Raw genomic sequence first — 12,526 nt, 5'->3', positions numbered from 1 at the left:
GGCCGCCGGTGGTCGCGCTCGGCGGCGGGCACGGCCTGTACGCGTCCCTGTCGGCCTTACGGATGGTCACCGACCGGTTGACCGCCGTGGTGACCGTCGCCGACGACGGCGGCTCCAGCGGACGGTTGCGCCGGGAGCTCGGTGTGCTGCCGCCCGGCGACCTGCGCATGGCGCTGGCCGCGCTGTGCGGTGACGACGAGTGGGGCAGCACCTGGAGCGAGGTGGTGCAGCACCGCTTCCGCAGTGAGGGCGACCTGCACGGGCACGCTGTCGGCAACCTGCTCATCGTGGCGCTGTGGGAGCTGCTCGGCGACCCCGTGGCGGGGCTCGACTGGGTCGGGCGGCTGCTGGGCGCGCACGGCCGGGTGCTGCCGATGGCCTCCGTGCCGCTCGACATCGTGGCGGAGGTGGAGCTCGACGGCGTCACCTCGACCGTACGCGGGCAGGTGGCGTGCGCCCTGACGCCCGGTCGCGTACAGGCGATCTCCCTCGTGCCCGAGGACCCGCCGGCGCGGCCTGAGGCCGTGGCGGCGGTGCTGGAGGCCGACTGGGTGGTGTTCGGGCCCGGGTCGTGGTTCACCAGCGTGCTGCCGCACCTCAAGGTGCCCGAGCTGGCCAGGGCCCTGCACGCGACCAGGGCCAAGCGGCTCGTCACGCTCAACCTCGCCCCCCAGCCGGGTGAGACCGACGACTTCTCCCCCCAACAGCATCTGGAGGTGCTCCGACAGCACGCACCCGGCCTGTCGATCGACGTCGTGCTCGCCGACACCGGTGTCGTGGACGATCCCGACGCCCTGGAGAAGGCGGCGGCGGCGCTCGGCGCCCGGCTCGTCATGGCCGACGTGGCCGCCGCCGACGGCTCCGCGCGGCATGACCCACGACGTCTTGCCTCCGTCCTGGACGAGATTTTCCTCCAGAAGCGTTGATCCTGGTCGGCGTGGCGCGAAGGTGCGAGAGACTCAAAGGAGCCGGTCTGAATGGGGGAGAGGACTAACGCATGGCGATGACAGGTGTGGTGAAAGACGAACTGAGCCGCCTGCCGGTGCTCAAGCCGTGCTGCCGAAAGGCGGAGGTTTCGACGCTGCTGCGGTTCGCCAGCGGCCTGCACCTGGTGGGCGGCCGGATCGTGATAGAGGCCGAACTCGACACCAACGCCACCGCACGGCGGCTGATCAAGGACATCGGCGAGGTCTTCGGGCACAAGGCGGAGGTGCTCGTGCTCGCGCCCGCCGGGCTGCGCAAGGGCTCGCGCTACGTCGTACGCGTCTACCGCGACGGTGAGGCGCTGGCCCGCCAGACGGGCCTCATCGACAACCACGGCCGCCCGGTGCGCGGGCTGCCGCGCCAGGTCGTGGCGGGGGCCGCCTGCGACGCGGAGGCCGCCTGGCGGGGGGCCTTCCTGGCGCACGGCTCGCTCACAGAGCCGGGGCGCTCCATGTCGCTGGAGGTCACCTGCCCGGGGCCGGAGGCGGCGCTGGCACTGGTGGGCTCGGCACGGCGGCTGAAGATCCACGCCAAGGCGCGCGAGGTGCGCGGCGTGGACCGGGTGGTGGTGCGCGACGGTGACGCGATCAGCGCGCTGCTCACCCGGCTCGGGGCGCACGACAGCGTGCTGGCCTGGGAGGAGCGGCGGATGCGGCGCGAGGTGCGCGCCACCGCCAACCGCCTGGCCAACTTCGACGACGCCAACCTGCGTCGTTCCGCCAGGGCCGCGGTCGCGGCGGGGGCCCGCGTGCAGCGGGCGCTGGAGATCCTGGGAGACGAGGCGCCCGAGCACCTGGTCGTGGCCGGTCGGCTGCGGGTGGAGCACAAGCAGGCGTCGCTGGAGGAACTGGGGCAGATCGCCGACCCGCCGCTGACCAAGGACGCGATCGCCGGACGGATCCGGCGGTTGCTGGCGATGGCCGACAAACGGGCCTCCGATCTGGGGATCCCCAACACTGAGGCCAATCTCACAGTGGACATGCTCGCGCCGTGAGGTGACGCGACGGTCAGGCGGCTGCTTTCGCGTGGCGGGCAGGTTGCACGCGGGCGCTCAGGGGGGTGTCCGGGAGCGCGTCACGCGGTGGTGGCCGCCTTCGTCGTGGGATGGCGGACGGCTGGCCGTCCTGGGGTGGCGGGTCCCGCTGTGCCGGACGTGTCGCCGCCGGTGTGTCGCCGTGAGCAGGCGGGCGTGGCGGGCGGGTGCGGGTTGAGGGACCCGTCAGTCCTTCACGGGCTTGCGGGGGGTGAAGAGGTCGGCCGTGGTCTTCGGGGTGGGCTGCTGGGCGGGTTCGAACGGGGCCCGGTACTCAGGCTCCTTGGTCTCCTCGGCCTCCGCCGCGTCCTCCTGCGCCCGCTGGGCCCGCCGCACCCGCGTCACCCGCAGCGTGAGCAGGGCGAACGCGGCCACGGCCGCCACGGCGACGTACAGCCAGGCGGACCACGTCTCCGCGAGCGGCCCCCGGTACAGCGCGAGCGCGTCCTGCAGGCCGGTGTTGAAGTTGGTCATGTCGATGTCGCCCAGGTCGGCGGGGGCCGGCTCGGGCGAAGGGGCGCCGCGCAGGGCGGCGCCGTACAGGATGGAGGAGCCCGTGATCTGCCCGGCCGCGACCGCGCCGCCCGCGAACAGCGCGGCGAACGGGAGCAGGACGAGGGAGCGCGGACGTACGGCGCCCATCGCGAGAGCGACCAGTGCGGCGATCACGAGCGACAGGCCCAGCAGGACCGGATGGCCGCCCCACAACGTGATGACGGCGGCCGGCAGGCTCTGCTGGAACAGCACGACCATCCCCATGCCGGCCGCGCAGACGAGCGCGGCGAGCAGCCCTGCTAGAAGTCCGGGCAGTAGGCCGGACCGGTTATGTGACATCTCAGCCCCCAGAGAATGCACGAATTTACTCCGACGAGTCGGGCACTTTACTCGAACCTCTCAAAACGTGTCGCCAGAACGGTGATTCACAGGGCGGGACCTGAAGTGGTCTAAACCAATTTGGGTCCGATAGGGTTCGTGGTTGAGGATCCCGCCCGCCGGTGGCTGAAGGATCCAGCCCGCCATCTGTTCGAGGAGATCGGTTCCCGTGAGCATTCGCGTAGGCGTCAACGGCTTCGGCCGCATCGGTCGCAACTTCTGGCGCGCTGTCGCCGCCAGCGGCAAGGACATCGAGATCGTCGCGGTCAACGACCTGACCGACACCGCGACGCTCGCCCACCTGCTGAAGTACGACAGCATCCTCGGCCGCCTGCCCTACGAGGTCAAGGCGACCAGTGACGAGATCACCGTTGACGGCAAGGCCATCAAGGTCTTCGCTGAGCGTGACCCGGGCAAGCTGCCCTGGGGCGACCTCGGCGTTGACGTGGTGGTGGAGTCGACCGGCCTGTTCACCGACGCCAGCAAGGCGCGGGTGCACGCTGACAACGGCGCCAAGAAGGTGATCATCTCCGCCCCGGCGAAGAACGAGGACGTCACCCTCGTGCTGGGCGTCAACGACGGCGCGTACGACCCGGCCAGCCACACGATCATCTCCAACGCCTCCTGCACCACCAACTGCCTGGCGCCGATGGCCAAGGTCCTGCACGACTCCTTCACCATCGAGAAGGGGCTGATGACCACCATCCACGCCTACACGCAGGACCAGAACCTCCAGGACGGCCCGCACAAGGACCTGCGCCGCGCCCGCGCCGCCGCGCTCAACGTGGTGCCCACCTCGACCGGCGCCGCCAAGGCCATCGGCCTGGTGCTGCCCGAGCTCAAGGGCAAGCTCGACGGGTTCGCCATGCGCGTGCCGATCCCCACGGGCTCGGCCACCGACCTGACCGTCGAGGTCAGCCGCGACGTCACCGTCGAGGAGGTCAACGCCGCGGTCAAGGCCGCCGCCGAGGGCCCGCTCAAGGGCATCCTCAGCTACACCGAGGACGAGATCGTCTCCTCCGACATCGTGACCGACCCGGCCTCCTGCGTCTTCGACGCCGGTCTGACCAAGGTCATCGGCAACCAGGTCAAGGTCGTCGGCTGGTACGACAACGAGTGGGGCTACTCCAACCGCCTCGCCGACCTGGTCGAGCTCGTCGGCCGCGGTCTGTGAGCGAAGGTCAGGACGGCCTCTTTACCACGGGAGCATGAGCATGCGCACGCTCGACGATCTCGACGTGAAGGGGCGGCGCGTGCTCGTGCGCGCCGACCTCAACGTCCCCCTCGACGGGGAGACGATCACCGACGACGGCCGCATCCGGGCGTCGGTGCCGACGATCAAGGCCCTGCTCGAACGGGGCGCCAAGGTCGTCGTCTGCGCCCACCTGGGCAGGCCCAAGGGCAAGGTCAACCCGGAATACTCGCTCGCGCCCGTCGCCGCGCGGCTCGGCGAGCTGCTCGGCCAGGACGTGGCCTTCGCCTCCGATGTGGTCGGCGAGAGCGCGCGGAGCACGGTCGAGGCGCTCCAGGACGGCCAGGTGGCCCTGCTGGAAAACCTGCGCTACGAGCCGGGCGAGGAGTCCAAGGACGACGCCGCGCGCGGTGAGTTCGCGGCCAGGCTGGCGGGGCTGGCCGAGCTCTACGTGGGCGACGGCTTCGGCGCCGTGCACCGCAAGCACGCCAGCGTCTACGACGTGCCCAGGCTGCTGCCGCACGCCGCGGGCGGGCTGGTCGTGGCCGAGGTCGAGGTGCTGCGCAAGCTGACCGAGAGCCCCGAGCGGCCCTACGTGGTGGTGCTGGGCGGGGCCAAGGTCTCCGACAAGCTCGGCGTCATCGCCAACCTGCTGACCAAGGTCGACCGGCTGCTCATCGGCGGCGGCATGGCCTACACCTTCCTCAAGGCCCAGGGCCACGAGGTCGGGAGGTCGCTGCTCCAGGAGGACCAGCTCGACCAGGTGCGGGGCTTCCTCGACGAGGCCGCGCGGCGGGACGTCGAGCTCGTGCTGCCCGTCGACGTGCTGGCGGCGGTCACCTTCGCCGCCGACGCCGAGCACGACGTGGTCGAGGCCACGGCCATCCCGGCCAACCGGGAGGGGCTCGACATCGGGCCGAAGACGCGCGAGCTGTTCGCGGCCAAGCTGGCCGACGCCAGGACGGTGTTCTGGAACGGGCCGATGGGCGTGTTCGAGTTCGAGGCGTTCTCCGGCGGCACCAGGGCGGTGGCCGAGGCGCTGATCGCCGGCGACGCCTTCACCGTGGTGGGCGGTGGCGACTCGGCGGCGGCCGTACGCAAGCTGGAGCTCTCCGAGGACGGCTTCTCCCACATCTCCACGGGTGGCGGCGCCAGCCTCGAATATCTGGAGGGCAAGACCCTCCCCGGACTCGCGGCCCTGGAGGACTGAACGGTGCAGCGCAAGCCGCTCATCGCCGGCAACTGGAAGATGAACCTCAACCACTTCGAGGCCATCGCCCTGGTACAGAAGCTGGCCTTCGCGCTCAACGACAAGGACTTCGACAAGGCCGAGGTCGCCGTCCTGCCGCCCTTCACCGACCTGCGCAGCGTCCAGACCCTGGTCGACGGCGACAAGCTCAGGATCGTCTACGGCGCCCAGGACCTGTCCGAGCACGACGGCGGCGCCTACACCGGCGAGGTGTCGGGCGCCATGCTGGCCAAGCTCGGCTGCACCTACGTCGTGGTGGGCCACTCCGAGCGCCGGCAGTACCACCGCGAGGACGACGACCTGGTCAACGGCAAGGTCCGGGCGGCCTACCGCCACTCGCTGACGCCCATCCTGTGCGTGGGGGAGGGCCTTCCCGTGCGTCAAGCGGGGGGCCAGATCGCGCACTGTTTGCGACAACTCGACGGGGCGCTGCGCAAAATCAGCGCCGAGCAGGCAAAATCGATAGTGGTGGCCTACGAACCGGTGTGGGCGATCGGCACCGGTGAGGTGGCCACCCCGGAGGACGCCCAGGAGGTCTGCGGAGCGCTGCGGGTCAGACTCGCCGAGCTCTACGACCCCGAAGTGGCCTCCGCGATCCGTATCCTTTACGGTGGCTCGGTCAAGTCAGGAAACGTCGCCGGCATCATGGCTCAGCCGGATGTCGACGGCGCGCTCGTCGGTGGCGCCAGCATCGACGCCGGAGAGTTCGCGAAGATCTGCCGATTCTCCGATATGCCTGCCAACTGAGCCGTTCTGGGGGTGCGACTTGACATCAGGTCGTACCCTCAAGAGGCAAGTTTGAATCGTCACGCGTAACAGAGCACTGAAGGAACAGGCATACCGTGGTACTCGGAATCTCCATCGCCCTCATCCTGGCGAGCCTTCTCATGATCCTGCTCGTTCTGCTTCACAAGGGCAAGGGCGGTGGCCTGTCTGACATGTTCGGCGGCGGCTTCTCGTCGAACTTCGGTGGTTCCTCGGTGGTGGAGCGTAACCTCGACCGGCTGACCGTCATCACCGGCACGGTCTGGTTCGTCTGCATCATCGCTCTCGGCCTGCTCATGAGGCCGTGAGCAAGCAAGTCAACGCGTGACAGTGATTCTCCCCCCGTGTCTGTACGCGGGGCGATCGAGCGAGGAGTTCATCCGTGGGTAGTGGCAACGCGATCCGTGGCAGCCGAGTCGGCGCCGGCCCGATGGGGGAGGCCGAGCGTGGCGAGGCGGCTCCGAGAGTGCGGGTCTCGTTCTGGTGCGCCAACATGCACGAGACGCGCCCCAGCTTCGCCAGCGACGCGGCGGTGCCCGAGCTGTGGGACTGCCCGCGTTGTGGTCTCCCGGCCGGACAGGACGAGGAGGCGCCGCCTGCCCCGCCGAAGAACGAGCCGTACAAGACGCACCTGGCCTACGTGAAGGAGCGCAGGAGCGACAAGGACGGCAAGGCGATCCTGGAGGAAGCACTGGAGCGCCTGCGCAACAACAAGTCCCCCTGGTAGTGGTGGCGGACGGCGAGGGGCCCCGGGCGGCTGCCCGGGGCCCCTTCGTCATGTCCGCCGCAGGAGAACCCTCCGTCAGCGTTCGTGGACCGGCTCGCCGTCCACGAACGTCATGCGCACCCGCGTCGTCCAGATCTCGTCCGGCGGCAGCTCGAACGGGTCGCGGTCCAGCACCACCAGGTCGGCGGGGCGGCCCGGCTCGATGACGCCGGCGGGGGAGCGGTTGATCCAGGCCGAGCCCGCCGTGTACGCGGTCATGGCCGTGGCCAGGTCCATCCGCTGGCCGGGCAGGAACGGCGTTTGCGCCGTCGGGTAGCCCGCGTGCAGCGAACCGCCGGGCTCGGTGCGGTTGACCGCCACGTGCATGCCCTGCAGCGGATCGGCGTCGGAGACCGGCCAGTCGCTGCCCGCGCAGAGGCGGGCCCCGGTGGCCAGCAGGTCCGCGAACGGGTACTGCCACGACGAGCGCGGCTCGCCCAGGTACGGCAGCGTCAGCTCGTCCATCTGGGCGTGATGCGTGGCCCACAGCGGCTGCAGGTTGGCGGTGACGCCCAGGGCGGCGAAGCGCGGCACGTCGGACGGCTCGATGATCTGCAGGTGGGCGATGTGGTGCCGGTTGGCGGGGTCGGTGCCCTCGAAGGAGTCGAGCGCCTCGCGCACCGCCCGCTCGCCGATGGCGTGCACGTGCACCTGGAAGCCGAGCCGGTCGAGCTCGGCGACGCACTCGCGCAGCAGGGCCGGATCCACGTACGACAGCCCCGTGCCCCCGCACAGGCAGTAGGGCTCCAGGGTCGCGGCGGTGAAGTTCTCCGTGATGCCGTCCTGCATGATCTTGACCGAGCCGGCCCGGAACCGGTCGAGGCCCTCTGCCGACGCGCGCCGCGCCACCAGCTCCTCGATCTGATCGAGCCCACGCGTCCTGTCCCACCACAGCGCGCCCACGACGCGCGCCCGCAGCGTCCCCGAGCGGGCCGCGGCCAGGTAGGCGGGCAGCTGGTCCTGCGAGCCCGCGTAGGAGCCCACGATGGCGTCCTGCCAGCCGGTGATGCCCAGCGAGAACAGGTGCCGCTGCGCCTCCGCCAGCGCGTCCTGGAGGTCCTGGGGCGTCGGGCGGGGCGTGAGCAGGCCGACCAGGTCCATCGCGCCCTCGTGCAGGACACCGGTCGGCACGCCGGTGGCGTCGCGCTCGATGCGGCCGTCGGCGGGGTCGGGCGTGTCGCGGGTGATGCCGGCCCGTTCGAGCGCGCGGGTGTTGACCCAGGCGGCGTGGTGGTCGCGCTGGATCAGATAAGCGGGGCGGTCGAGGAAGTCGATCTGTTCGCGGTGCGGCAAGCCACCCGAAAATGCCGACATGTCCCAGCCGCCGCCATCAATCCACTCTTTATCAAGATTTTTCGCCGCATAGTCGGCGATCTTTTCTCTGTACGCGTCCAGCCCGTATTTGTCGGACAAATCGCACTTCGCGCGTTCTAGGCCCGCCTGGATGGGATGGATGTGCGCGTCGGTGAAACCGGGCACCAGCAGCCCGCCGTCGAGATCCACCGTCTCGCCGGCCCGCGGCGCCGGCTCCCCTTCCGCGACCACCGCGGCGATCACGCCGTCCCGCACCAGCACGGATCCGGCCAGGACGCCCTTCGGGGTGAAGACGCGACCGCCTCGGAAGAGGATGCTCATGGACGTTCCTTTCTAGTGGCCGGTGATCATATCGGCGAACCGGGCCAGGGCGGAGGTGCGCGGCATCGTCCGCTCCCGGTGGTCGGCCATCCGGTAGAGGCGGTACATCGCGTGCACGCCCGCCCAGCGCAGCGGCTCGGGCTCCCAGCGGCGCACCCGGTGGTCCACCCACGGCAGCGACGTCAGCTCCGTCTCCTCGCCGAGTATCAGGTCGCGCAGCGTGCGCCCGGCCAGGTTGGTGGTGGTCACGCCGTGACCGGTGTAGCCGCCCGCCCAGCCCAGGCCCGTCGCGGGGTCCACGTGCACGGCCGAGCACCAGTCGCGCGGCACCGCCAGCACGCCCGACCAGGCGTGCGCGACCGAGGAGGAGCGGGCGGCGGGGAAGAAACCGGTCAGCAGCCGCCACAGGGCCTCGACGGTCCACTCGTGGGTGCGGCCGCGGGCGTCCACGCGCGAGCCGTACAGGTACGGGCGGCCGCGCCCGCCGAAGGCGATCCGGTCGTCGGCCGTGCGCTGGGCGTACATGTAGTAGTGGGCCATGTCGCCGAGCAGCTCCGCGCCCTGCCAGCCGACCTCGTCCCAGAACGACGCGGGGAGGGGCTCGGTGACGATCATCGAGCTGTTCATCGGCAGCCACTGCCTGCGCAGGCCGCGCAGCCGGGCGGTGAAGCCCTCGGTCGCGCGGATCACGTGGCCGGCCGTCACCGTGCCGTACGGCGTACGCGCCCGGTGCGGGGCGATGGCGGTCACCGGGGTGCGCTCGTAGACGGGCACGCCCAGCTCGCGCACCGCCCTGGCCAGGCCGCGCGCCAGCTTGGCCGGCTGGATCCTGGCGCAGTGGGGGCTCCAGGATGCCGCCAGAGCGCCGGAGACGCGTACCCGGTCCGCCGGGTCCACCAGGCGCAGATCGGGCTCCTCGATGCCCCAGGAGCGGGCGGAGGCCACCGTCTCGCGCAGCCGGGCGGCCTGGGCCGGGGTGCGGGCGACGTTCAGCACGCCGCCCTTGACCAGGTCGCAGTCGATGGACTCCCGCTCGCAGACCGCGATGACCTCGTCGATCGAGGCGTACATGGCGCGCTGGAGCCGCCGTGCGCCCTCCCCGTAGCGCTTGTGCGAGCCGGCCAGGTCGCCGGTGAGCCAGCCGCCGTTGCGTCCCGAGGCCCCGAACCCGGCGAACTCCTGCTCCAGCACCACCACGTTCAGCGACGGGCGGGCCCGCTTGAGGTAGTAGGCGGTCCACAGGCCCGTGTAGCCGGCGCCGACGATGGCCACGTCGGCGCTCAGTTCGCCGTCGAGCCGCGGGCCGGCGGCGGGCAGCCCGGACGACCGGTACCAGAAGGAGACGTCGCCGTTCACGAACCCGGTCGACAAAGGGACACTCATAGCGACATATCCTCCTATATCGGGATAAGTCGGCGCATCATGCGACGAAATACGCAATGTAAACACGTCGGTAGCGACCGTGTAACAGCCGCGGGGCATGCTCGTGCCCATGGGATTCCTGCGCATCCGAACGACGGTGGACGAGCGACCCGGCCGGCTGGCCTCGCTGGCCTCGGCCCTTGCCGACAGGGGCGGCAACATCCTCGGCCTGAGCGTACAGTCCGACACCGACGGCACCGTCGACGAGTTCGTCGCCGACATCCCCGCCAGCGCCGAGACCGTGCGCGAGGCCCTTGAGGCGGCCGGCGGCCGCCGCGTCGAGGTGGTGCCCGCCACCGCCCACGAGCTGACCGACGAGCCCACCCGGGCGCTGCTGCTGGCCTCCAGGCTGCGCACGATGCCCTGGCGGCTGCCGGAGCTGCTGGCCGAGCTGCTGCGCGCGGACGACGCCCGGTGGATCTATGGTGAGCCCGTGAGTGATCTTCCCGACCCGACCCAGCTCGTCGTCCCCGTCGCGCCCAGGCGCGCCGTCCGCCTGCGCCGTTCCGAGCTGCCGTTCACGCTGACCGAGGCGGCCAGGGCGGCCTCCTTCGCCCGGCTGGCCCAGCCCGCGACGGAGCCGGCCGTGGCCGAGCGCGCGATCAAGCTCGCCGACGGCGCTGAGGTGACGGTGCGCCCGCTCACCTCGATCTACCGCGAGGCCGTGCGCGACCTGCACGACAGGTGCTCGCCGGAGTCGCGCAGGTTCCGCTACTTCACCGCCATGCCGGCGCTGCCGCCGCGCGCGTTCGACAAGCTCTGTGACAGGAGCAAGGGATATTCGCTGGTCGCGGGCCACGACGGGCAGGTGGTGGGCATGGCCAACCTCATGTTCACCCCCGACCCCGGGATCGCGGAGATGGCCTTCCTGGTCGAGGACCGCTGGCAGGGGCGCGGTCTGGGCACGGCGATGGCCAGAATGCTCGTACGGGCGGCCCGCGACTTGGGCTACGCCGAGGTCAGGGCCACCATGCTGTCGGACAACGCGCGGATGCGCCGGCTGCTGGTCGCGCTGGGAGCCGGCCTCGCCTACACCGAGGACCCGGGAGTGATGGAGGCCCGGCTCCCGGTCGGCGCGCTGGCCTCGATCTGAAGGCCTCGGCTTGAGGTGGGCCCGTGGTCGCCTCAGCCCAGGCCCGCCTCGTCGTTGCCCGCCTGGCCGGGTGGGTCCCGCTTCTCGATGCCGAGGTGGCGTTCGATGCGGTCGAGGCTCTCCTGGATCTGCGTGAGCCGCTCGCTCAGCACGGAGCCGCCGGCGAAGAACATCTCGGCCGGGCGCTCCTTGGGGGCGCGGCCCACCCGGTCGAGCACGCGCTGGCGTACATCCACCAGGTCAGCGCCGGCGTCCGCCAGCGCCGATGCGGCCAGCCCCTCGCCCTCCCTGATCAGCCCGAGCAGGATGTGCTCGGTGCCGATGTAGTTGTGCCGCAGCTGCAGCGCCTCGCGCAGTGACAGCTCCAGGACCTTCTTGGCGCGCGGCGTGAACGGGATGTGCCCGCTCGGCGCCTTGCTGCCGTGGCCGGCCTCGCGCTCGACGAACGCGCGTACGTGCTCGATGTCCACGCCGCAGCTGTCGAGCACCAGCGAGGCGAGCCCTTCACCCTCGTGGACGAGGCCGAGCAGCAGATGTTCTGTGCCGATGTAGTTGTGGCTCATCATCCGCGCCTCCTCCTGAGCGAGGACGACGACCCTGCGCGCACGGTCGGTGAAGCGTTCGAACACCGGATGCCTCCGTTCGGCTGGGGCTGCCTCCACTATGCGCTAGAAACCCGGCCGTGTGGGGTATTTGTCCTGTGTGGATCTTGACGAGGTGGCCGGCCGCCTGTATGCGTTGCCGCCGTCCGAGTTCACCGCCGCGCGCACGGCGGAGGCCCGCGCTGCCAAGGACGCGGGGGACGTACGGCTCTCGCGCGACATCGCGAAACTGCGTCGGCCGACGGTCTCCGCCTGGGCGGTGAACCGGCTGGCCCGTGAGCATCCCGACGCGCTCGCCGAACTCCTCGACGTGGGCGAGAGCCTGCGCGCGGCCTGGGAACGGCAGGACGCGGGCGAGCTGGCCGAGCTGACCCGGCGGCGGGGCGAGGTGACCGGGAGGGCGGGCCGGCTCGCGCGGGAGGGCGTGAACCTGTCGGCCGCCGCCGGGGCCGAGGTGGACCAGACGCTGGACGCCGCCGTCGTGGACGCGGGCGCGGCCGAGGAGGTGCGCCGCGGCCGGCTGGACAAGCCACTGCGGTTCAGCGGTTTCGCCCCCGCCCCCGTTCCGCGCGGGCGTCCCGCCGCCGCCAGGGGGAAACGCGGCAGCGGTACGGAGGACACGGAGAAGGCGCGGGCGGAGGCTCGGGAGGAGGAGACCAGGAAGCGCGCCGAGGCCGAGGCCAGGAAGGCCGAGGAACGGCGGGAGGCCGAGGCGGCGCACCGCGAGTGGCGCGATGCCCTGGACGCGGCCGAGAAGGAGCACGGCGAGCGCGCGGAGAAGGTGGCGCGGCTGGAGCGGAAGCTGGCCAAGGCACGCAAGAAGCTGGACGACAGCGCCCAGCGGCTGGAGGTGACGCGGCGCGAGGAACGGCACGCCCGCCTGCGCCTGGACCGCGGCCGGTGATCTCCGCA

12 protein-coding genes and 1 pseudogene are annotated in these 12,526 nt (G+C 71.3%); 9 read left to right on the top strand and 4 right to left on the bottom strand.

All coding sequences use genetic code 11. The annotated features are described in order from the left end of the window. Nucleotides 1–8: 8 nt before the first annotated feature. Together yvcK and whiA are read left to right on the top strand one after the other, a co-directional pair. A complete protein-coding gene (gene yvcK / locus AB0C27_RS37585) occupies nt 9–926 on the top strand; it encodes a uridine diphosphate-N-acetylglucosamine-binding protein YvcK (RefSeq protein ID WP_357854525.1) in 918 nt (305 codons plus the stop codon). Nucleotides 927–997: 71 nt separating this feature from the next. Continuing rightward, nucleotides 998–1,978 (top strand): DNA-binding protein WhiA, encoded by a 981-nt coding sequence (gene whiA / locus AB0C27_RS37580; protein WP_026214667.1) that lies wholly within the window; start codon nt 998–1,000, stop codon nt 1,976–1,978. 225 nt (nt 1,979–2,203) lie between these two features. Here whiA and AB0C27_RS37575 read toward each other — a convergent pair whose 3' ends face one another. After that, the gene (locus AB0C27_RS37575; protein WP_357854409.1) at nt 2,204–2,851 is read right to left on the bottom strand and encodes a hypothetical protein; all 648 of its coding nucleotides are present in this window, start codon (nt 2,849–2,851) and stop codon (nt 2,204–2,206) included. A gap of 208 nt (nt 2,852–3,059) precedes the next feature. On the opposite strand from AB0C27_RS37575, the gene gap reads away from it, so the two are divergent. The 5 genes from gap to AB0C27_RS37550 all read left to right on the top strand — a co-directional run bounded on the left by gap (nt 3,060) and on the right by AB0C27_RS37550 (nt 6,823). After that, nucleotides 3,060–4,064, top strand: a complete 1,005-nt coding sequence (gene gap / locus AB0C27_RS37570) for a type I glyceraldehyde-3-phosphate dehydrogenase (RefSeq protein WP_357854406.1) — start codon at nt 3,060–3,062, stop codon at nt 4,062–4,064. A 40-nt stretch (nt 4,065–4,104) separates the two neighbouring features. Further along, nucleotides 4,105–5,292, top strand: a complete 1,188-nt coding sequence (locus tag AB0C27_RS37565) for a phosphoglycerate kinase (RefSeq protein WP_357854521.1) — start codon at nt 4,105–4,107, stop codon at nt 5,290–5,292. A 3-nt stretch (nt 5,293–5,295) separates the two neighbouring features. Further along, the gene (gene tpiA / locus AB0C27_RS37560; RefSeq protein ID WP_357854403.1) at nt 5,296–6,078 is read left to right on the top strand and encodes a triose-phosphate isomerase; all 783 of its coding nucleotides are present in this window, start codon (nt 5,296–5,298) and stop codon (nt 6,076–6,078) included. Nucleotides 6,079–6,173: 95 nt separating this feature from the next. Further along, on the top strand, nt 6,174–6,404 hold the full coding sequence (gene secG, locus AB0C27_RS37555) for a preprotein translocase subunit SecG (protein ID WP_106251512.1): 231 nt from the start codon (nt 6,174–6,176) through the stop codon (nt 6,402–6,404). A gap of 74 nt (nt 6,405–6,478) precedes the next feature. Then, complete coding sequence (locus AB0C27_RS37550) at nt 6,479–6,823, top strand: RNA polymerase-binding protein RbpA (RefSeq protein WP_090942943.1); 345 nt, start codon at nt 6,479–6,481, stop codon at nt 6,821–6,823. 75 nt (nt 6,824–6,898) lie between these two features. On the opposite strand, the gene AB0C27_RS37545 is transcribed toward AB0C27_RS37550, so the two are convergent. Continuing rightward, nucleotides 6,899–8,497, bottom strand: a complete 1,599-nt coding sequence (locus tag AB0C27_RS37545; protein WP_357854400.1) for an amidohydrolase — start codon at nt 8,495–8,497, stop codon at nt 6,899–6,901. A 12-nt stretch (nt 8,498–8,509) separates the two neighbouring features. Further along, the gene (locus AB0C27_RS37540; RefSeq protein ID WP_357854397.1) at nt 8,510–9,880 is read right to left on the bottom strand and encodes an FAD-dependent oxidoreductase; all 1,371 of its coding nucleotides are present in this window, start codon (nt 9,878–9,880) and stop codon (nt 8,510–8,512) included. Between the two features lie 109 nt (nt 9,881–9,989). On the opposite strand from AB0C27_RS37540, the gene AB0C27_RS37535 reads away from it, so the two are divergent. Next, complete coding sequence (locus AB0C27_RS37535; protein WP_357854395.1) at nt 9,990–11,012, top strand: GNAT family N-acetyltransferase; 1,023 nt, start codon at nt 9,990–9,992, stop codon at nt 11,010–11,012. 212 nt (nt 11,013–11,224) lie between these two features. Here AB0C27_RS37535 and AB0C27_RS37530 read toward each other — a convergent pair. Then, a pseudogene (locus AB0C27_RS37530) lies at nt 11,225–11,641 on the bottom strand (Clp protease N-terminal domain-containing protein); the annotation flags it as partial. A gap of 73 nt (nt 11,642–11,714) precedes the next feature. Between AB0C27_RS37530 and AB0C27_RS37525 the strand changes: the two are divergent. After that, on the top strand, nt 11,715–12,518 hold the full coding sequence (locus AB0C27_RS37525; RefSeq protein ID WP_357854392.1) for a hypothetical protein: 804 nt from the start codon (nt 11,715–11,717) through the stop codon (nt 12,516–12,518). The last annotated feature ends 8 nt before the right edge of the window (nt 12,519–12,526 follow it).

It is taken from the genome of Nonomuraea sp. NPDC048882 (genome assembly GCF_040649755.1).
Taxonomy (GTDB): domain Bacteria; phylum Actinomycetota; class Actinomycetes; order Streptosporangiales; family Streptosporangiaceae; genus Nonomuraea; species Nonomuraea maheshkhaliensis.
Note: the sequence above shows the minus strand (reverse complement) of the source record. Positions and strands in the feature narration are given on the sequence as shown.

What these genes read in the sequence shown, in the direction of transcription:
- whiA (WP_026214667.1), top strand. Translation starts at nt 998, where the DNA reads ATGGCGATGACAGGTGTGGTGAAAGACGAACTGAGCCGCCTGCCGGTG.
- AB0C27_RS37575 (WP_357854409.1), bottom strand. Translation starts at nt 2,851, where the DNA reads ATGTCACATAACCGGTCCGGCCTACTGCCCGGACTTCTAGCAGGGCTG.
- AB0C27_RS37565 (WP_357854521.1), top strand. Translation starts at nt 4,105, where the DNA reads ATGCGCACGCTCGACGATCTCGACGTGAAGGGGCGGCGCGTGCTCGTG.
- AB0C27_RS37545 (WP_357854400.1), bottom strand. Translation starts at nt 8,497, where the DNA reads ATGAGCATCCTCTTCCGAGGCGGTCGCGTCTTCACCCCGAAGGGCGTC.
- AB0C27_RS37540 (WP_357854397.1), bottom strand. Translation starts at nt 9,880, where the DNA reads ATGAGTGTCCCTTTGTCGACCGGGTTCGTGAACGGCGACGTCTCCTTC.
- AB0C27_RS37535 (WP_357854395.1), top strand. Translation starts at nt 9,990, where the DNA reads ATGGGATTCCTGCGCATCCGAACGACGGTGGACGAGCGACCCGGCCGG.